General features: G+C 52.3%; 28 protein-coding genes. 12 read left to right on the forward strand and 16 right to left on the reverse strand.

What is annotated here, in order from left to right:
* The first annotated feature begins 5 nt into the window (after positions 1–5).
* Genes ACEVG1_RS17605 through trxA form a run of 4 tightly spaced genes read left to right on the forward strand, consistent with a single transcriptional unit; the run spans position 6 to position 1,102 of the window.
* Positions 6–335 (forward strand): rhodanese-like domain-containing protein, encoded by a 330-nt coding sequence (locus ACEVG1_RS17605; RefSeq protein WP_374745037.1) that lies wholly within the window; start codon positions 6–8, stop codon positions 333–335.
* Between the two features lie 24 nt (positions 336–359).
* A complete protein-coding gene (locus ACEVG1_RS17610; protein ID WP_374745038.1) occupies positions 360–605 on the forward strand; it encodes a hypothetical protein in 246 nt (81 codons plus the stop codon).
* A gap of 1 nt (position 606) precedes the next feature.
* Positions 607–834 (forward strand): DUF6132 family protein, encoded by a 228-nt coding sequence (locus ACEVG1_RS17615; protein WP_374745039.1) that lies wholly within the window; start codon positions 607–609, stop codon positions 832–834.
* Entirely contained in the window at positions 809–1,102 is a 294-nt protein-coding gene (gene trxA, locus ACEVG1_RS17620; protein WP_374745040.1) for a thioredoxin, read from the forward strand. Before ACEVG1_RS17615 ends, trxA begins: the two co-directional genes overlap by 26 nt.
* Positions 1,103–1,148: 46 nt before the next feature.
* Here the strand turns inward: trxA and ACEVG1_RS17625 are convergent, their stop codons facing one another.
* The 3 genes from ACEVG1_RS17625 to ACEVG1_RS17635 all read right to left on the reverse strand — a co-directional run bounded on the left by ACEVG1_RS17625 (position 1,149) and on the right by ACEVG1_RS17635 (position 3,102).
* Positions 1,149–2,399, reverse strand: a complete 1,251-nt coding sequence (locus tag ACEVG1_RS17625; protein WP_374745041.1) for a bifunctional UDP-sugar hydrolase/5'-nucleotidase — start codon at positions 2,397–2,399, stop codon at positions 1,149–1,151.
* Positions 2,396–2,743 carry a DoxX family protein gene (locus ACEVG1_RS17630; RefSeq protein WP_374745042.1) on the reverse strand — a complete coding sequence of 116 codons (348 nt, stop codon included), beginning with the start codon at positions 2,741–2,743 and terminating at the stop codon, positions 2,396–2,398. The genes ACEVG1_RS17625 and ACEVG1_RS17630 overlap by 4 nt, the downstream gene beginning before the upstream one ends.
* A gap of 62 nt (positions 2,744–2,805) precedes the next feature.
* Entirely contained in the window at positions 2,806–3,102 is a 297-nt protein-coding gene (locus ACEVG1_RS17635) for a hypothetical protein (RefSeq protein ID WP_374745043.1), read from the reverse strand.
* Positions 3,103–3,271: 169 nt separating this feature from the next.
* On the opposite strand from ACEVG1_RS17635, the gene ACEVG1_RS17640 reads away from it, so the two are divergent.
* A complete protein-coding gene (locus tag ACEVG1_RS17640) occupies positions 3,272–3,754 on the forward strand; it encodes a pirin family protein (RefSeq protein ID WP_374745044.1) in 483 nt (160 codons plus the stop codon).
* Here ACEVG1_RS17640 and ACEVG1_RS17645 read toward each other — a convergent pair.
* Together ACEVG1_RS17645 and ACEVG1_RS17650 are read right to left on the reverse strand one after the other, a co-directional pair.
* Positions 3,751–4,935: an ATP-binding protein gene (locus ACEVG1_RS17645; protein WP_374745045.1), complete on the reverse strand. Its 1,185-nt coding sequence runs from the start codon at positions 4,933–4,935 to the stop codon at positions 3,751–3,753. The two genes, ACEVG1_RS17640 and ACEVG1_RS17645, sit on opposite strands and share 4 nt — an antisense overlap.
* A 163-nt stretch (positions 4,936–5,098) precedes the next feature.
* Positions 5,099–6,133 carry a family 43 glycosylhydrolase gene (locus tag ACEVG1_RS17650; protein ID WP_374745046.1) on the reverse strand — a complete coding sequence of 345 codons (1,035 nt, stop codon included), beginning with the start codon at positions 6,131–6,133 and terminating at the stop codon, positions 5,099–5,101.
* 209 nt (positions 6,134–6,342) lie between these two features.
* Between ACEVG1_RS17650 and ACEVG1_RS17655 the strand changes: the two genes are divergently transcribed.
* Positions 6,343–6,720 (forward strand): helix-turn-helix domain-containing protein, encoded by a 378-nt coding sequence (locus tag ACEVG1_RS17655; protein WP_374745047.1) that lies wholly within the window; start codon positions 6,343–6,345, stop codon positions 6,718–6,720.
* A gap of 11 nt (positions 6,721–6,731) precedes the next feature.
* Here the strand turns inward: ACEVG1_RS17655 and ACEVG1_RS17660 are convergent, their stop codons facing one another.
* The 9 genes from ACEVG1_RS17660 to ACEVG1_RS17700 all read right to left on the reverse strand — a co-directional run bounded on the left by ACEVG1_RS17660 (position 6,732) and on the right by ACEVG1_RS17700 (position 11,497).
* Positions 6,732–6,905, reverse strand: a complete 174-nt coding sequence (locus ACEVG1_RS17660; RefSeq protein WP_374745048.1) for a hypothetical protein — start codon at positions 6,903–6,905, stop codon at positions 6,732–6,734.
* A complete protein-coding gene (locus ACEVG1_RS17665; protein ID WP_374745049.1) occupies positions 6,892–7,128 on the reverse strand; it encodes a hypothetical protein in 237 nt (78 codons plus the stop codon). Before ACEVG1_RS17665 ends, ACEVG1_RS17660 begins: the two co-directional genes overlap by 14 nt.
* A gap of 239 nt (positions 7,129–7,367) precedes the next feature.
* Positions 7,368–7,823 (reverse strand): DUF5675 family protein, encoded by a 456-nt coding sequence (locus ACEVG1_RS17670; protein ID WP_374745050.1) that lies wholly within the window; start codon positions 7,821–7,823, stop codon positions 7,368–7,370.
* A gap of 10 nt (positions 7,824–7,833) precedes the next feature.
* Positions 7,834–8,469, reverse strand: a complete 636-nt coding sequence (locus ACEVG1_RS17675; protein WP_374745051.1) for a fibronectin type III domain-containing protein — start codon at positions 8,467–8,469, stop codon at positions 7,834–7,836.
* 60 nt (positions 8,470–8,529) lie between these two features.
* A complete protein-coding gene (locus ACEVG1_RS17680; protein WP_374745052.1) occupies positions 8,530–8,919 on the reverse strand; it encodes a hypothetical protein in 390 nt (129 codons plus the stop codon).
* A 24-nt stretch (positions 8,920–8,943) separates the two neighbouring features.
* A complete protein-coding gene (locus ACEVG1_RS17685; RefSeq protein ID WP_374745053.1) occupies positions 8,944–9,144 on the reverse strand; it encodes a hypothetical protein in 201 nt (66 codons plus the stop codon).
* The gene (locus tag ACEVG1_RS17690) at positions 9,141–9,509 is read right to left on the reverse strand and encodes a hypothetical protein (RefSeq protein WP_374745054.1); all 369 of its coding nucleotides are present in this window, start codon (positions 9,507–9,509) and stop codon (positions 9,141–9,143) included. Before ACEVG1_RS17690 ends, ACEVG1_RS17685 begins: the two co-directional genes overlap by 4 nt.
* Before the next feature lie 163 nt (positions 9,510–9,672).
* Positions 9,673–10,731 carry a histidine kinase gene (locus ACEVG1_RS17695; protein ID WP_374745055.1) on the reverse strand — a complete coding sequence of 353 codons (1,059 nt, stop codon included), beginning with the start codon at positions 10,729–10,731 and terminating at the stop codon, positions 9,673–9,675.
* Positions 10,724–11,497 (reverse strand): LytR/AlgR family response regulator transcription factor, encoded by a 774-nt coding sequence (locus ACEVG1_RS17700; RefSeq protein WP_374745056.1) that lies wholly within the window; start codon positions 11,495–11,497, stop codon positions 10,724–10,726. Before ACEVG1_RS17700 ends, ACEVG1_RS17695 begins: the two co-directional genes overlap by 8 nt.
* Positions 11,498–11,657: 160 nt before the next feature.
* Between ACEVG1_RS17700 and ACEVG1_RS17705 the strand changes: the two genes are divergently transcribed.
* From ACEVG1_RS17705 to ACEVG1_RS17720, 4 genes are read left to right on the forward strand one after another with little or no spacing between them, the layout of a single operon-like run.
* A complete protein-coding gene (locus ACEVG1_RS17705; RefSeq protein ID WP_374745057.1) occupies positions 11,658–11,903 on the forward strand; it encodes a hypothetical protein in 246 nt (81 codons plus the stop codon).
* A gap of 2 nt (positions 11,904–11,905) precedes the next feature.
* Positions 11,906–12,481: a hypothetical protein gene (locus tag ACEVG1_RS17710; protein WP_374745058.1), complete on the forward strand. Its 576-nt coding sequence runs from the start codon at positions 11,906–11,908 to the stop codon at positions 12,479–12,481.
* Complete coding sequence (locus ACEVG1_RS17715; RefSeq protein ID WP_374745059.1) at positions 12,478–13,368, forward strand: HTTM domain-containing protein; 891 nt, start codon at positions 12,478–12,480, stop codon at positions 13,366–13,368. Before ACEVG1_RS17710 ends, ACEVG1_RS17715 begins: the two co-directional genes overlap by 4 nt.
* Positions 13,299–14,372, forward strand: a complete 1,074-nt coding sequence (locus ACEVG1_RS17720) for a helix-turn-helix domain-containing protein (RefSeq protein ID WP_374745060.1) — start codon at positions 13,299–13,301, stop codon at positions 14,370–14,372. The genes ACEVG1_RS17715 and ACEVG1_RS17720 overlap by 70 nt, the downstream gene beginning before the upstream one ends.
* Positions 14,373–14,395: 23 nt before the next feature.
* On the opposite strand, the gene creD is transcribed toward ACEVG1_RS17720, so the two are convergent.
* Positions 14,396–15,832 (reverse strand): cell envelope integrity protein CreD, encoded by a 1,437-nt coding sequence (gene creD, locus ACEVG1_RS17725; RefSeq protein ID WP_374745061.1) that lies wholly within the window; start codon positions 15,830–15,832, stop codon positions 14,396–14,398.
* 216 nt (positions 15,833–16,048) lie between these two features.
* Here creD and ACEVG1_RS17730 point away from each other — a divergent pair, with 216 nt between their 5' ends.
* Together ACEVG1_RS17730 and ACEVG1_RS17735 are read left to right on the forward strand one after the other, a co-directional pair.
* Positions 16,049–16,639, forward strand: a complete 591-nt coding sequence (locus tag ACEVG1_RS17730; protein ID WP_374745062.1) for a MauE/DoxX family redox-associated membrane protein — start codon at positions 16,049–16,051, stop codon at positions 16,637–16,639.
* 125 nt (positions 16,640–16,764) lie between these two features.
* Complete coding sequence (locus ACEVG1_RS17735; RefSeq protein ID WP_374745063.1) at positions 16,765–17,067, forward strand: hypothetical protein; 303 nt, start codon at positions 16,765–16,767, stop codon at positions 17,065–17,067.
* 89 nt (positions 17,068–17,156) lie between these two features.
* Here the strand turns inward: ACEVG1_RS17735 and ACEVG1_RS17740 are convergent, their stop codons facing one another.
* Positions 17,157–18,248 (reverse strand): TlpA family protein disulfide reductase, encoded by a 1,092-nt coding sequence (locus ACEVG1_RS17740; RefSeq protein ID WP_374745064.1) that lies wholly within the window; start codon positions 18,246–18,248, stop codon positions 17,157–17,159.
* Between the last annotated feature and the right edge of the window lie 78 nt (positions 18,249–18,326).

Genomic DNA, 18,326 nt, shown 5'->3' on the forward strand with positions numbered 1-18,326 from the left:
AAGACATGGAAGCATTACTCGACAAGCTCGTTGGTTCGGCAGGTGACCGGCCAATAGATGAAGTGATCAAGGAAAATGTTTACTTAGTAGACGTACGCAGCCCGGAAGAATTCGCTTCCGGCAGTGCCGATGGGGCGGTAAACATACCGTTGGGTGTATTGGCACAACAGATTTCAGCATTTGAAAACAAACAAAACATTGTTGTATTTTGCCGAAGCGGCGCCCGGAGCGGCCAAGCGAAAATGCTGCTTGAGCACGAAGGCATCCAGAACGTCGTCAACGGCGGGCCTTGGCAACAGGTACAGGCCGCGTTGGACCACGTTATGGTGAAATAGGTAAATGAATATTCGGATAAGACCATGAAGAATTATTGGAGAAACTGGGATTTCATGCGCGCCCTACGGTTGGGGTTGGGCATTATTATTGCCGCGCAGGGCATACAAGCCAATGAATGGATCTTGGCGGCATTAGGTGGCGCGTTCGCGTTGATGTCGTTGCTCAATGTGGGTTGCTTTGGTGCATCGGGTTGCAATACCTACACGTACACACCGAAAAACCGCAGGGAAACGCAAGACATTACGTACGAAGAAGTCAAAACAAAGTAAAATGAATACGTTTATCAAGAAAAACCTGTTGACCATTGCCGGCATCGCCGTTGGCGCGCTGGCCGGATTTCTATACTGGAAATTCGTTGGCTGCAACACAGGTACCTGCGCCATCACTTCCAATCCGGTAAACAGCACGTTGTACGGATCGGTTTTGGGCGGACTATTGTTCACGACAATGAAAAAGGAAAAAAGCGAAAAAAATGACGTTCAACGAGATCATCAATAAAGACAAACCCGTACTGGTAGACTTCTTTGCCGTGTGGTGCGGACCATGCAAAATGCAGGCCCCCATATTGGACGATTTGAAAAAGCGGGTAGGCGATACGGCCGATATCATCAAAATCGATGTCGACCAGAATCCGCAGGTCGCCGCAAGATACCAGGTACGCAGCGTGCCTACGCTCGCCATCTTCAAGAACGGCGAGTTACGCTGGCGGCAATCCGGTGTTTTTTCGGCCAACGAGCTGGAACGCCTGATTAACGAAAACGTTTAATCTGCCCGCCATAAAAACAAGCCCCGGAAACGCGAGCGGGCGTCTTTTACCTAAATCGATATCCCGTTTCCAGCATTTGCGAAAAAGCGTTGGGGCCCAGGTCCACCGCGATGGACCGTCCATCCAGCACCGGGCTCACCGTGCCTTCCGCCGCTAGGTATTCTTCCACGGCGTCGTGCAAGGTATAACTTTTTATGGATACATTTTCAGCGTTCGGCATGCGGCACAACACGTGGATGGGTTCACGGGTCCGGTTGCACGAAGCCATGCGGTAAGTGCTGTCCAGTTCCATCGGTTTTCCCTGTATGGTCACTTCCACCACCCGTTCGCCCATTTCCTTCGAGCTATCGAACCTCAACGTCATGCCCGAAAAGCGCACCAGCCAGCCGCCGAACCGCTTGGCCGGGTTTTTGGCAAATACATTGTTGATTTCCTTTTCCAGCCAATCCTTTATTTGCTGCCCGGTTACCTCGCCTACCTTCATGTGCTCGTCTACGGGCAGCATGCGCCACAGGTCTTCTTTGGTAATGGCCATACGCCCGGTTTCGTCGGGCAGGATGGGCACACCGAACCGAAACCCGTTTGACGTTGCGAAATCCGCGCCCGATTTCCAAAGCAGCGCATCGGTAATCAGGTTGTCCATGGGGTTTTCTACCACCAGGTAGCGGTACATCGGCGTTGTCGTGTAGCCCAGTATCCGTTGCATTTCCTCTTTGTGAGGCAACAGTGCCTGGTCGACCAGCGCTTGCATTTCCAGGTCGGCCGGATACGCTCCCGGATCCACTTCCAGCAGTTCATAGTCGTAGCCAACCACCTCGCCGTTGTTGATTTTCAGGTCTAGCCTGCCCACGAAAGAACCAAAGGCACCCGGCTCCACCACCTTGCTGTATTTCCCCTCAATGGGTTCGCGGATACGCTCATGCGTATCGTTGCCTAAGATGAAATCGACACCCTCCACGGCCGGGTTATCGGCCAACAGCACCTGTTTGGAAATGCCGATGTGGGCAACAAGAAGGAGTACATCAACCCCCTGGTGGTCTTTCAACTCCCTAACCAAGGCACGGAGGTTCTGTTCCACCTCCTCGAATTTCAGGCCTTCGCTGAAACCCGGGTTCTGGCGAATGGGCACCTCCGGGTCGTTGTACGCAATGAATCCCAGCTTCACACCTTTCTTCTCCACCACCCAATACGGCGGAAAAATCGGCGAATCGTCGGCTTCGTGGTACATATTCGATACAATGACGTTGGCGTTGTACGCCTCCATCACCTCCAGCATGGCCTGCTTGCCGTAAATCACCTCCCAATTGCCGGGGATAGCGGGCCGTGGAGCCAGCCATTCCCCATCTGGATGGTGATGGTAATGGGGATTAACGTAAGGAACAGTACCGCGGCCGACCAGCGGGTGAATACGCCGAGCATAAAGGCCACCCCGAAAATGAGCAACACATAGCCCGATATAATCCCCAGTGTGTAAGGTGCGCCGAATACCTGTGCAAAGCCGCCGAACGTTGCTTGCTGTATGCGCTGCGCCACCCCTCCAGCGTTCAGTAGATGTGAAACTCCCGCTGTGATGAATATCGCACTGACTGCTATACGCAGTATGAAAACGGACAATCCGTTGATGTTATTTTCTTTTTCCATATACATTGGTTTTGACAATTGATGAATGAACCCGACCTCGGATTGCTGTACGCGGTGGGCCGTCAAGTCAAAAATTGCTGGTAACGGATATGGGAGGGGATTTTTTCCTTAAATAATACGTAATGGTCCGGAATAGGCAGCCTGAGCCGGGAGGCAATCAACGTAGTCGGTGAATAACGGTAATCAGCCAAAATCTGTGGCAACAAACGCAGGTTATTATGCTTCCGGGCGTCCACGGTTACCGAACAGAGCGAAGCACAGTTGATTTTAGCCGAACGGCTGCCTGCGTTTTGTTCGCTCTCCGGGTAGTATTGCTGCTTCCAGTCTTTTTTAACCGAACAGGGAACCGCTAATGCCATCGCCAGCAAAACGATGACTACCCGACGATATGTTGTAAACTGTTGAAACATCCAGTACGTTCTCAAACCCTGCAAAGGTAAGCAGGGCAATCCGGGCGGTTTGTAACATCAGTTACACAACGGTCAGGGCCAAATATTATTCGTAATTTAGAGGTTTAATTCATTCGTTATGCTTGATATCGTTATAGCGGCCCGGACGGCCGAAATCTCCGAAGGTTTCGCGGTAAAGCGCATCCTCCCCTACCAGCTTCGCCGGATGGTGGGGCCGTTTATCTTCATGGACCATGGCGGCCCCGTGAATATCCCCGCAGCGAGCGCGACCAGTCTGGATGTGTTGCCACACCCCCATATCGGCCTCTCCACCGTGAGCTACCTGATCAGCGGCAAGGTTACCCACCGCGACAGCCTTGGCGTGGAGCAGGTGATTACGCCGGGCGAAGTGAATTGGATGACCGCCGGCAAGGGCATCACGCACAGCGAACGTTTCGAAGATCCGGCCATGCTGGCGGGGGGCGAACTGGAATTGTTACAAACCTGGGTAGCTTTGCCCGAAAATGACGAAGAAAGCAACCCGTCGTTTGACAACTACAAGCCCGAGGATTTGCCCGTCTTTACGGATACCGGTAGAGGGTCACATTGCCGGGGTACTTAAAACAACTCAACCGGATCCATCGCCAGAAACGTCTCCCACGGAATGCCTGATGAACCTATCAACAGCACCTTATCCGGTTCCGTTGCTTTGCGGAATGCCGGCATGCCAACGCCGGTCTGCGTTTTTCCACTCTTCACTTCCAGTCCCACCACCCTACCCCGGCGCTCCAATACAAAATCAACTTCATGCCCCCCTTCCCGCCAATAGTGGATGTTATATCCCCCGGCGTAGGCGCTATTGATCAAATGCGCACCGACGGCAGATTCCACCATATGCCCCCACTCATCTGGCTTTTGGCGGATTTCAGAAAACCGCTCCTCCCGCTGCGCGCTGATCAACGCTGTGTTATGTACTTGGAATTTCGGACTGGATGAGCGTTTACGGATTAATTTTACGTCGTACTTTTCCAAACCGCCGAGTAAACCTGCTGTGTTCAGCAAATCCAAGTAATGCGCCAATGTCGTTGTATTACCGGCATCCACGAGTTGACCCAGCATTTTGGAATAGGCCATTATTTTTCCCGAATAAACGCAACCCAGCTCAAACAACCGCCGCATCAATGCTGGTTTGTCTACGCGCGTCAACATTAAGATGTCGCGGGAAATACTCGTCTCAATCAGTGAATCGTACACATACCTTTTCCAACGGTCTTCGTCGTCTATAAGCACGGCAGCCCCCGGATAACCGCCAAACCAGACATAGGTCGCCACGTCCCAGCCAAATGCGTCTCGCATCTCACTAAGAGACCAATGGCCCAAATAAGACGTCTCAAACCTACCAGCCAATGACTCTGTAAGCCCTTGTTGCAACAAAAGCCGAGAAGAACCGAGTAGGATTACCTTCATATTGCGTCCTTCACGTGTATCGGTATCCCATAACAATTTAACCGTTTCGCTCCAATTCGAAATTTTCTGTATTTCGTCGATTACGAGCAAAAACTCGGAAGCTTGTTGTTGCTTCATCATGAGCCTCGAAACTTCCCATTGTTGCTCCAACCAAACCGCCCCTGCTGCTGGCACGGCGTCAGCCGTAACGAAATGGAATGGGTATTGATATCCGGTCGTCAATTGTGTAACCAGCGTAGTTTTGCCCACTTGTCGGGGGCCCATCAACACCTGAATAAAGTTCCTTGGCTCGTTAGTTCGAGATTTAATAATTTGTAAATAAGGCCTTTCAAACATAAAATCTATTTTACTCAATACGCTGAGTAAAATTACTCAATATATTGAGTAATACAAAACACAATCCCAACTTTAGCTATTTGCTTTCATTATTCACTGTAGTCTGTTTCAGCGGTGTTCATGAGCTCCCTCTGGTCGGTTCAATGAATCAATCGCGATCAAATCATTTATCCCTTTCAATTTCGCCCGAAGGGCGATCCAATGTCGATGAACCCCTGGGTGTACCGAAATTGGGGTTTCCATCTTCATCGAATGTAAATTTCTGGAGAAACACATGGCGGTTGTCCCACCCGCCATCCAATTGCAGTTTCGAATGGTAATATATCCAATATTCCGTATCGTCGGGCGACGTCGTCATGCTGGCATGGCCCACACCATACACCGTATCCGTACCTTGGAACACCGGGTGCTCAGCTTTGATCCACGCGTTGGGGTCCAGCGGGTCGCTGTCCGGCGATTTCAATCGGAGCTGCCCCATTTTATAATGTTCGGTCCAGGAACCCCGCGTAGAGTACATGATAAACACGTCATCCCCATGCGTCAATATCTGCGGCCCTTCCTGCAGTGCAATATGGTCACCTTTTTCCCACGGCAGCTCGGGCTTGGAGAGCAACACCCGCTTGCCGAGCGTATACGGGTCCAACAGTTCCGCTATGTATAGATACTGATCCACGTCGTGGTGGTCGTGCAATGCCGTCCAGCCGGACCACACCGCGTAGTTCTTCCCCCCATGCTGCAGCAAGGTCATGTCTATGGCCCAGCAGTTATCCTTCTTCGTTTCGGGATCATCGCCTGTGTAAAACATTCCCTTGTCTACGTATGGGCCAAACGGGTTATCGGCTTCCAGCACACCAGCCCGCTGTGCGTAATAGGGCGCTCCCTTGTGTACCGAAGCGGCATAATAGATATACCATTTGCCATCGAGGAAGTGGATTTCGGGTGCCCAGATGTTATGGCTGTTCCACGCTTTTTCGGGTGGGGTCCATACCACCGCTGTTTTTTCAAATTTGGTCAAGAAACGAGACTCGGTAACCGTTATCCCTCCTCCACCATTGAAAACAGTATAGTAGCGCCCTTCGTGCTTCATCACAAACGGATCGGCACCTTTGCGCAGCGGATTGGAGAACGTCTTTTGTTGGGCTAGGATCGGGCCATTCGCCAGCAAGCAAACTAATAGTAGATAAATCGCTTTGTTCATTGAATAATGGGTATCTGGAGTTAACGTACAAACGACAAATATATAAAAGTTGGCTAATGTCTACGAACCTCTTAGCTACCTGTTCGAATCGAAGAGTACAACATTCGAAACATTAAATATAAAACACTAAAAATGTTATCAAATTAAAACTTCATGTATATTTGTTCATCATAGAACCGCGACATATCACAATTTAATACTTAACAAATATGAACCTCATGACCGAAAACCAAATCGAAATTTATCAAGGCAGTGACGGAAAAACGCTGGTAGAAGTTAAGTTTGAAGATGATACTATTTGGCTGACACAAGCTCAAATGGTTGCGCATATGTCGCCCAACGCTTTTTCGCGCTATTTCAAAAGCCAAACGCAGAAAACCTTCTCCAATTTCGTCAATGAGGTACGGATCGGGCACGCCTGCAAACTTCTCCAGCCCATCGAACTCACGGTGGCCCAAGTTTGCTACGAGTGTGGATTCAACAGCATGACCAATTTCATCAAGTTCTTTCGCAAGAGTACCCACAAAACCCCGTTGCAATACCATAAGGAGCAGTTTATCTATAGAGGGCTTCAGGTCAGCACATAACTAGCGTTCAGTTACCGGCGGCGCTGCCACCGTTGCAGCAGCCAGCTCACGACAAAGCTCACCAGCGCGCCGATGGCGGCCAACACCATCGTTTTCACCACATCCTGCATGCCGATAAAGCCCAGCATGCTCAGCAAGGTACCGCTACCGGTACCTATGCTAAGCTGTACATTATTCGTCTTCATGGTCCTCTCCTCCCTGCTTGGCCACACGTTCTAACGTTTCAAGCACACCGAGCGCCAGTGCTACGTACTTGGCCACGGCCACCACCTTGGGTGGCAGCTTCACCGGTGAGGCGATCACCAATTGGCTGGCCACCGCCAGCGTTTCCTTTACCCGATCGTAAAACGTTGCCTTTCCCCCTTCGGAGCGGCCTACAGCTTCTATTGTTTCTTTCTTATTTCTCATTTTTGTTACTGTTTGCTATTTGAATGCTTTCGCGCTGTGGCCATCCTTCTATGCCCCATCACAACACTATCCGCCCTCAACCATTATCCCTGCCTCCCACCCCATATACCCCTCACGTTTGCGTGCTGCCGCAAAGACGGCCTAGCGTACGCAGTATGCAGACGCCGTGCGGCAACCGGAAACCTCCAACCCTCCCAATCCATACACCCCCCACGTTTGCGTGTTGCCGCAAAGACGGCCTAGCGTACGCAGTATGCAGACGCCGTGCGGCAACCGGAAACCTCCAACCAAACTTCTTCACCTTCTTCCAATACACCCATCACCTCCCGCTCCAGCCTTTCCAACGCCACGCGGCTATAGATCCCCTTGCCCTCACCCGTAAGTTTCGTTACCGGAGCAATGCACCCCTGCAGCTCCGTTGACGCATCGTTTGCCGGGTGCATAAGGATTCCCCTGCGGCCCCGCACACCTTCCACCACCAGGCAGTTGCCAAACCGCCGCGACCGGTACCGTGCCAGCCGGTAGCGCCCTTCGGGTATGCAGCTCACGTTGCGGCGGTTGTTGCGCCATGGCAGCTCAATGGTATGGCATATCGGCTTGCCGTAGAGAAAAAGCGTACCGTTGGTTCCCTGGGGTAGGTACCCACGCTCCAATACGAGCGTGAGGCACCCCTTTTGCTGATTCCTGTTTTCCATAGCCGCAGACCTAGCGTACCCGCATGGATACAGGATCGCTCCATTCCGTACGACCATAGCCATTCACCGCACGTACCTGCACGTGGTAGCGAACCCCCTCCTCCAGCCCGGCAATGAGGTTATCGCGCGAGGACGTGGTTAGGATGGGCTCACCCCACAGCGGTTCGTTCGTCGCCTCATCCAGTGTACCGTACCGGTATTCGTAGAAGAGCGCGCCCGGCACCTTGGGCAACGTGAACGTCAGCTGGCCCGACAGGCGCCCGTCATTTAGGCGTACGGCATAAGGCTGCTCGGGCACCCGCCCACGGCGCGGGTAGGCCGTGGCCTGGAAACCCGAGCTCAGGATGACGGCCAGGTTACCATTGGCCGTGGTGCTCACGTAAAAGGCCAGCTGCTTAAGCAGTTCTGCCAGGGCCTCGCGCGACTGGTTTTTCAATTCCGTCTCCTCCGGGCCACTGCGCTTGCGCGCGACAGCCAATTTGGCCGAAAAGTCATCCTTTGCCGCTCCCACGGCGGTCAGGTCAGGCGTGGGCGTAGCAAAATTCGCGTTGCTGTCCATCGCCGCGATCACGGTTTCCGCCTGAACCAGCAATTCATCGTCGGCCACCTGTCTGAAGCCCCCCCGAGCTTGGTGTTTAATGTTCATGTTTTTGAATGATAAAATGTGAAAAGCCTACCGGGACCCTCCCGGGGCTATACAAACAAATTACCATGGCGGGGTAGGCGAAGGCAAATTTTGGCGCAAAGTGGCGCAAATTGGCGCAATAATGCGCCAGCGCTGCGCCACACCGTGCTGCGCACCAGAGAAATACCGCATCAGAAATACACGTACCCGTAGCGGAAACACACACACCGGTAGCGGAAGCGCACGGCCCAGCACGGGGGTAGCACGCTCCCGCCGGACAGCCGGGGGGCAAGGTAACGGGCGGTGGCCCACCACCCCGAGTGCGCCCTCTTCCCATAGCGGCACCACACGGCGGGCCCCGGGTCCATCACGCACCCGTACCTCGGCACCACGTACCGGCACCGGTCCATCGTGCACCCCTGCCGTGGCACCGCACACCCACAGCGGTACCGTACGCCCCCGGGCGGGCATACCCTCTCCCCGCAGCTCGGCATATCAAACCGGAACCCGTTTGCGACGGACCCGCACCGGTATGCCCCATACAGCCACCCGTGCAGCACGCCGCGCCACGGGCGCACCGTAGCGAGGTACCCCGGCATGGCGCACCCGCCTCTCACTGAGCATTTCCGGTTGCTCAGCGTGCGTTTCCGCTACGGGAACGACAACACCGGCAAGCCCCCCAAACCGGAGGTTCACAGCCTACCGCGGCGCTTCCCTTCGGCAATGGCCTCTTCCAGGTCTTCCGCATAGTAGAAGTCGTGGCCCAGGCCACGGGGTTTGAGCAAGCCGCTCGCCTTGTGGCGATCGTAGGTACGCACACTGATGTTGAGTAGCGCTATCACTTCCTGCTTGTATATTTTCCGGGCGGTCATTACGGGGTGCGTAGCCAGCGGCTCCGTATTGGCAACCACTTCCGCCACCCGGTCCAGTAGCAGGGGCAACAGGTTGTCTTTCCGCTGGCACCCTTCAACGAGTACCTGCAGGTTAACGCCCAGTTGGGTGAGTAGCCCGCTTATTTTCTGAAGTTCGGATACGATGATCGGTATGTTCATGTTTTCCATGGCTCAATAGATTAGCCATCGCCATGAGGAAAGCACGGCAAGGAATAAACGGCATGCCTATCCATCCGATGCAAACGTACAGCCCGTTGCAATTGGTTTGTGGCATCCTTACCCATCGATGGGATGGGAGGTGAATAATGATTAATGCAGGCGAAAGTACAAACTATTGCTCAAAACATATGTGGATGGTAAAGCGCCCGTCGGCCTGTGCGGTTTGCACCTCGCTTTTACCAGGATAGCGAAGGTTCAATTGTTTGCGGATGTTGGCGATGGCGATACCCAGCCCTTCGGGTACCCCGCCCAATGGGGCCTTCACGTAATTGCACGCCGTTATTTCCGTTCGCTTCCCTACACTTCGTATCGTTAGCTGCGCCGGCCGGTCCGGATCGGTCAAAACACCGTGCTTGGCCATGTTTTCCAGCAGCAAGATCAACAACATCGGGATGATGGTCAGCTGGTCCGCCGCTTCCGGCACCTGTATTTCCAATGCCAGCTCGGCATCAAACCGCAGCTCATACAGCTCCTTCGACAAGGCTAGCTGTTCGAGTTCGTCTACCAGGGGTATCTCGGGCCACTTGCATTTCCTCACATAGTAGTTGGCGAGCTTGCCAATCAACGTCATTGCCCGCCTGGCCTTCTCGGGTTCCTTTTTTATCAACCCACGGGCCACGCTCAGCGAGTTGAAGAGCAGGTGCGGTGGCAGGTCCTGCTGCACCCAGCTCTGCTGTAGGGTATTCCATTTCTTCTCTAAGCGGCGAAGTTTCACCTCGGTGGTGCGCCGGGCAACGTACTGGCCCGTTCCCCACTTTTTTGCAAACGTGGCAAAGCCGGCCGCAATGCCCGCCACCAGCAAGGAAGTTACCTCCATGAAGTTTTCGATGCCTGGCTGCTGCCGCACTTCATCATTGAAACCGAAAGACAGCGAGCCCAGCCACCAACTTATCCCTACGAGCAACACCAGCAACGAGACCAGCAAACCGACTGCCCACCGGAACATTGCCGCATTCAGCAGCACCTGCTTGTTCACCAGTTTAGGTCCCAGCTTAAAGAAGATATAACAAAAAGCCAGCGCCATCAGTACAAACAGGATAAGCCAATCGCCCCATCCGCTAAACACGGGTGCCGCCGTTACGGTTACATACCTCCAAGATAGGCCAGCGGATAGGAGTACCAGCCACCCATAGCCTGCCCACGGCTGCCGTTTGTTGCTGGGGTCATTCACTTTCCCTATCTATGGTAGTATCCTTTCCCAGCCAGTCTTTCTTATCGCGCCCTCCCCAAACCGCACGCATGTAGTGCTCAAACGCTTCTTTACCAAGCTGCGTCACCTTCAATGCCTTTTCACCCACATATACCACAGGCTTGTTGATATGGGTTATCGCGCTGTAGGCAACCAAGTGCTTTGCGCTCAAGCGCATAAACCTCTTCGTCCGTACCAGCTTCGCCGCCAGGCTGGTTAGCGATATATCGGTTATCCATTCCGTTTCGGCCGTAAAGATAGAGACGTAGCCTTGGCTTGCTTCCGCATACAAGATCGCATCAACCGGTATCGGGCGTATATCATTGTGCGGGGTGCTATAAATCATCAGATTGCCGCCTATAATCTCCATCGGCCGGCCGGGATGCCGCTTATGGAATTTCGCCACCAGGGGCATCAGGTCGTCTATAAGGACCGGTTTGTAAACGCAACCTTCGGGATAAGCACGAAAGGCATCTTCCGAATACTCGGGGTGCCCAGTCATGAACACCACAAAGCTGTCAGCAAAGAGGGAGGTTACGTGGAGTCCACTCAGCCCATTCAGGTGGATATCGCAGAGCACGAAATCCGGCGGCCCCAGCTCGCCGGCCGCCTGCAGCGCTGCGGGCAAACCGCCAAACATGCCCACTACCTCAAAAAGGCCGGATGATGTGAGCTCCTCCACCACATCGGCCAGCACGGGCGGTTCATCGTCTATTACAAACGCTTCAATCTTAGCAGAAGGTGTCATCTCAACACGAATTTAGGTCCGCCGAAACGGATCGGTTAGAAAAAGTATCCTTCAAAACTAACAATCTATCGGACCAAAACCAACATGTATCGGATAATAAATCGGTTCAGCACCCGGATTACACACTTTTGGAAAAGTTATTCACCCAATAAAACACATTATGAAACCATTCACCCGTACCCTCACAATTGCCAGCGCACTGGCCGTTTTCGTCGCTGGCCAACTCCTTTATGCACCTGCCGACGGGCCTTCCCGGCAAGCGTTTTTCCGCGTGGCTCCGGAAAATCCAGCCGATCTAAAAGGCATGGACTGCGTGTCTAAAAAGCTGATTCTGCCAAAGAAGCCGAAAGAGCCGGAAAAACCGGTCCAATCGCTTCAAAACGCTTTGGCACGTTACGGCGAATAACGATGGCGGGTACCGAGCGACCGATGGCTATCGTGCTGATGGGGGCCTACCTCACGCAGCTCCTGTTGTTCAGCACCTATTCGTGCTGGCACAACCAGCGGGAGTATGCGCACGCCTCCTGGCCGCCCGTGCCGCAGCCATTGCGCCGTTTTGCCGAAAGCGACATCATCCGCACCATGGGCCATACCTGCGGCTATGCTGGCGGGTATGGCTTTTACGCGCCGCGCGTGGGCAGCCATTTCCTCACGGAGTTCCGGCTGCGCACCGCGGATGGTGCGCACACAGTGCACCATTACCCCTTGCTCACCACCTTAGAAGGGCGTATCCGCTACCGGGCCTTTACCGATCTTTTCAGCAACCTGCTCCCCACAAACCAGCCCACGTCCGCCAGCGTAGCGCTACACCGGCGCATTTCCCGCGCCGTGGCCCGCTCACTCTGCGAACGCATAGCCGAGCGCGCGGCGGTAGCACACGTAGCATGCCACATCGGCGTTTGGTACCCTGCACCATTGCGGGGCAGTGGGGCCGAGCAGCCCCCCTACTACCTCCAACTTTTCAAAACCCACTCCCGGCCATGAACCGATTTCTATTTGAAACGCCTTTGCACCCCAGCGCCATCCGGTTGCTGCACCGGGGCACCGGCACCCTGCTCGCGGTGCAGTTCCTCCTGCTCCTGCCCGATATGGCCCTGCTTTACGGTGCCGATGGCATAATCGATCCGGAATTACTGCCCGCGCGGTCGCTCCTGCTCTCTACGTCCGTTCCGCTCTCGGTGATCGCCAGCGGCTATATCCTTTTAAGTGTGCTACTCGCGTTGGGTAGGCTGCCCTGGGCCGGTGTGCTGGTGCTGCTGGTACTCCATGGTGCGTGGCACACCCGCGGATCGGCCTTCAGCTATGGCGTGGATTACGTCAGTGCCTCTGCCCTATTCTACTGCCTATGTACGCCCCGTGCCCGCCCCGCGTGGCATACGCCCGCCCTACGCCTGCTGCAGCTGCATATGTGCATCATCTATTTTTTCGGCGGCCTGGCCAAGTCATTGGGCGCCACCTGGTGGAACGGCGAAGCCCTTTGGAAAGCCCTGGGCCAGCCCTACCATTTGGAGCAGGCACCGGCGGTGGTAGCATCGCTGGCCTCCTATCCGTGGCTATGGGCTGTTGGCGGCGGTGCCGTTGTGATGCTGGAGCTCTGCTACCCCCTGTTCATTTGGTTCGGCCGCACACGGCCCTACTGGCTTTGGGCCATCGTGGGCATGCACGTGGGCATTGCCCTATTCATCGGGTTATTCCAGTTTGCCGCCATCATGATCCTGCTCAACCTGGTTGCCTTCCATTTCCCATATCGCGCCGATACGGAACAGCCCGTTCATCCATCCCATAAACACCCCTCGCCACCGTGGTGGGCCTTCAGGAAGCGATTGCCTACCCCGGCACGCGATACAACGAAAGGAGGTACCGATTATTGAAAACACCCTTTATCCCCCATTTCAAACACGCCACCATCCCGCTCACGCAGGTAAGCAGCCAACCCTTCGAGCCGTTATACCCCATGCCGTTCGTTACGGCCGATTGCACCGAATATTGGGTGGGTGGGTCTTGCCAGTTCATTTACCGCTGGCACGATGGGTTCGATGTATTTGTAGCCACGCTGGAAGCCCGGATCGTCGATACAGACGGTAAGGTGGCAGTGGGTTTACCCGTGGAGAGTTTACTGAACGACCTGCACCTGGTGTATCAATTGGCGGGCGAATCCCGGTTACCGGGATTGACACTGCCTGAGCAACACCACACCCAAGTGTATGCCGTCCCCGCCGAAGGCACGTTGCGCTTGCAGGCAGCCCCCACCAACCATCGGTATGCCCTATGCGCCGCAGTGCCCAAGGGCAAGTGGGTTTCACGTAATCCCGGCAATACCGCCAACCCCTTGGCCAAGCTGATCGGAAGTCTCCAAAAGCAACAGACAGAGCATCAACTGCTAGCCCCTACCCCCATCTCGAACAACGTACGGCGATGGATATACATACTGCTAACCATCCCCAAGCACGTTGGGATGAGCATGGATAATGCACTAAACCAACCCGTAGCAAATTTGGTCGATATACATCTAACGGAGTTTACGCAGCAGAAACGGGCGGATGACGACCGTGCACTGGTCGACAATGCACGGTCGCTCGTCGTGGAATTACTCACGCGTTTAAACGACGGCAACCTGCCCACCGTAGCGCTTATTGCCCAGGGATTGCGTAAGACGCCGCAACAACTCCGATCTTTGCACTATCGTCTCCATCGGCAGAAATTTCAGCATTATATTGTCCAAGCCCGTATTGAAGAAGCCAAAAACCGACTTCGCCAGCGTATATCCATCGCGGCAATCGCCTTCGGGCTGGGCTGGACGGATGAATCACACTTCGTTAATCAATTCAAAAAGCACACCGGGCAAACGCCGACTGAATTTGTCAAAAACGCTTAACTTAGATGTATCATCAGACCAAATCACCCCCCTTCTTCCTCACGCTGCCAGTTAATCCGGCCGGAGAAATGCATCAATAAGGCTACCGTGATAAACAGTCCGATACTACCAAACAGCAGTGCCATGTCTTGCAGCTGGATAATCACAAAGATGAAGACATAAAATAGCGTCAGGATACCTGAAAAAACCATTGCCGTCCTGCGTTGCCGAAGCAGCCGTTCAATGAACGTAGCGACCAACACAATCGTAGCCACTGAAGCAATGAGGTAAGCCACATTGAAGCCCACGTGTTCCGCAAATGACAATAGTAAACAGTAATAGACAATCATGGCCGCGCCAATAAGCAAATATTGGATAATGTGCACCCGTTTCTTGGCGATGATTTCCGTAAAAAAAAGCGACACGAAGGTGAGCAAGATGATGAGAATAGCATATTTAGCTGTGCGTTCCGCTTTCTGGTAATGGTCTACCGGCTGGAGAAACAATACACCGAAGGCACCGGCCTCCAGTTGGTTGCCACCCTCGATGGCCACGGGCAGTTGGTCACGGTACATCGTATTGGTCATATCGCTCTCCTCTTCCCATGCCTGATTAATGGTGGTGGCCGTAGCGGCAGTCCATTGTTGTGGCAACTGCCGCGAAAAGTACGGCACCGACCACTTTGCTGTAAATCCCTCCGGTGTCACCTCGCGGTTTTCAGGTAGGAACTGCCCGCCAAAGCTGGGTAAAGGCCAGTTGCCCGCTATCGATATCGAGGTGCTTTTTGCCAGCTGCATGAAGCGCAGGTATTCGCTCCCTCGTAAATCCAGCGTGAAGCTGAAGGGCAACTTCTCCCAAAGCTCGCCGGTAAGCTTCGGGGCGACCATCAGGTTCTGGCCAAAGCCACCGATGTTTGCAAAGTCCGTTTGGGGTTCATACCGTTCGCCTGCCACGTGTATTACCGGACTGTCCTTCAGTCCCTTCAGGTCTCCCACTCCAACGGCTATCCGCGCTTTCTCCCATTGTACCTGCCCGCCATCCAATTCCGCCTTGGCCAAGTCAACTGGGCCGAAATGACCGTCCACCTTTACTTGGGCTTGGTATACCGCCGCATCGAATATGCCGCGATGCAATAATTCCGTATCGGTGGTGGCGTCTACCTTCAACTCATCAGGCAGCAAATAGAGGTATTGGGTACGTTCCTCCAATTGCTCCACCCCTGTTGCCACCACTACTTTCACCATGGTTGTATAGGGCAGTACTAACATCGGGCCTCCCAGCACTTGAGGTCCGGACCATTTACGGCCTATTTCTGCTACAACGCTTTGCTGGCGGCTTTGCCGCTCGCGGATGAGGGAGCCAATCCAAGAGGATGGGATGAGTAGTAAAAGCACAAGGACACCGATAAACAGGAGCTTTGCCGAAACGGATTGGCTGAGCCAGTGACCCAGTCCGTACGATTGTATTGGAGGATTTTCCATATTGATTTATTATTAAAAGAACTTTGAATAACAAAGTAAATTAAATAAATCCATATCCACAAGTTTCACGAATTAAATTACCTAAAAACGTGCTTCACCTTATCAATAGTGCCTGATTACAATGGGTTCCGGACGTACTTACAATAGAAAGGATATCCCGTCTCCTTACATTTGTTCCTTTGACAAAGGCGAAATACGCAAATAATCCTTAACTGAATGAAGACATTCACCACTACGTTATACCATTGGTTCGCCCGCCGGAGCCTACGACTTTCGGAAGCCGCTAAAACGAAGGCTTTCTGGTCTGATGCCATCATCTTCATCTGCGGGCTGCTGTTCCTATACTCCGCATTAGACAAACTTTCCGAGTACGAACAATTCCGCATACAAGTTGGCAAATCGCCTATTCTGGCAGGATACGAAGGTTTCATTGCGTGGTTTATCCCTAGCATTGAAATCCTGATCGTTGTGCTTATGATTCCTATGTGGACCCGGCAAATCGGCCTTTACACGTTTTTCACGTTGATGCTGCTCTTCACAGGGTATATCATCCTCCTATTATATGATGGCTCGATTATTCCCTGTGGGTGCAATGCGCTCACTGAAAAGATTTCGCTCCCAGCCCATATCTGGATGAATTTGCTTTTTTGCGCTCTTGCGGCTTTAGGGATATTCATCTCACCCAAGTCAAACTTCCATCTCGATCAAACACATCCCTTTTATCGGGAATTTATTGTTCCGCTGAAATCATCTATACGATCCGTCGTTCCATGCTTTAAAAGAAAGGAGGCAAAGGGCAACGAATGATGAAATACCACGGCGGGCTACGCGCCACGCCTACATTGCCGATGAGGGCAACGGCACAACAAGGGATGGCTTTACACCTTGGGGAAAAATGAGGCTATGAATGGCAATTTTAAAATTACAATATCATGAAAAGTTTAGTTTTAGTTTTGAGCCTTTTTGTTTTGGCTGGGGGAATGGTTTACGGAGAAAAAATTACGTCTACTAAATTAGTGTACGACGCAAACCATTACAGCCCTGACGAAGAGGAGGAATGTATCCCTTGTGATGAAAATACAGGAGAAACGGGGTGCCTTCCAGCGAGTGATCAGAATGCAAGTACTATCCCTTGTGAATGTGAAGCTGATGGTCAACCTGTGGATGCGACGACCGGCCCACTCGAAGCGCTAAGCTGCGAACAATTATTCAGACCCAAAAATGCAGTAAATTAATCTGTAATATGCGAATTTCGCAACCAAGCATTTTGCGTGCGTCATTAACTATATAGACACACGCAAAATGCTTTTCATATTTCCCTCTTTTAGCGTAATTTTAGAGTATCCAGACCCTCTTCCAATTTCGACAAAACATCTTGGTTATCCATCAAGATGGCGTACTGAATCGCTTTTTCAGTTGTTTCCAACGCAAGTTGGATTGCTCGCGGGTCACCCCGGTCAATAGCAATCCTTTTCACATACATAGATTTTAAGTGCCACGCCTTAAGTTTCTGACTCTCCGACTTGGAATGTTGAATGTTTCTATCCAGCACGCGGCAAAGTAACTCAAATGAGATATTTCGTTTTTTCATGCTAATATCTACTAACATGTAATTTGCCAGCTTAGACCAACTGAAGTTATCCAGGTTATCAAGCGCCCATTTTATGTGGTTATTGGCACTTGGGGCATCTGTAAATGCGAGGATACGGTATATTCCCAAAGTTGACCTCTTTCTATAGTCGGGATAAACACGAGTGTACTTATTAAATTGGTCCACTGTCATATTGCGGTCTCCTGATTCGTAAGCCTCCCAAAGTATACTCCATAATTTATCGTGTTTCTCCTTTTTGATTGCGTAAGTATTTCTATCGAATCTTCCCGAAAGTATATCCGGCACTAGCACGTTCAGTTCGGCCGGCATGTGTCCTCTCCAGATGATCTCGCCGCAACGGTCAACCACATATGTAGTTGGGACTCCTTTTACATTCCAAAGTTCCTGAGTAGCACCATCTACTTGGTCGATCCCTACAGGATAGTTTATTCCGTACGCCTGGATTAAATTATTGATATACGTTTCCAACCGCGATTTCTTTGGTTTCTCATAACCCGAATCAGTTTGAGTGGTTTTATTTTTGGACTCCGTGTTCAGATAAATATTGACCACTTCGATTTTGCCGCCATATGTATCCGATAGCTCAGTGAAAATGGGGATTGATGCAAGACAAGGCGGGCAGCCCTCTGACGAGAATGTTACAATGTAGTATTTCCCATGTTCCAATTGTCCAATTTGTTGCTTACTTACCCATCTCCCTACCTCAATCCGAGGTGCTTTGTCTCCGATTTCCAGAACCAAAGGCTGTTGTAAATCCTGATAGCCCGCTACGGCGATCAGCCACGTCATAATAATACTTTTCATATCATTAGTGTCCCATTAAAATCCAAAATAGTTCTTTGAAATATTTGAAATATAGTTAGTTACAGAGGTTTTTCAAGC

The sequence above is a fragment of the Parapedobacter sp. 2B3 genome, from assembly GCF_041925275.1.
GTDB lineage: Bacteria > Bacteroidota > Bacteroidia > Sphingobacteriales > Sphingobacteriaceae > Parapedobacter > Parapedobacter pyrenivorans_A.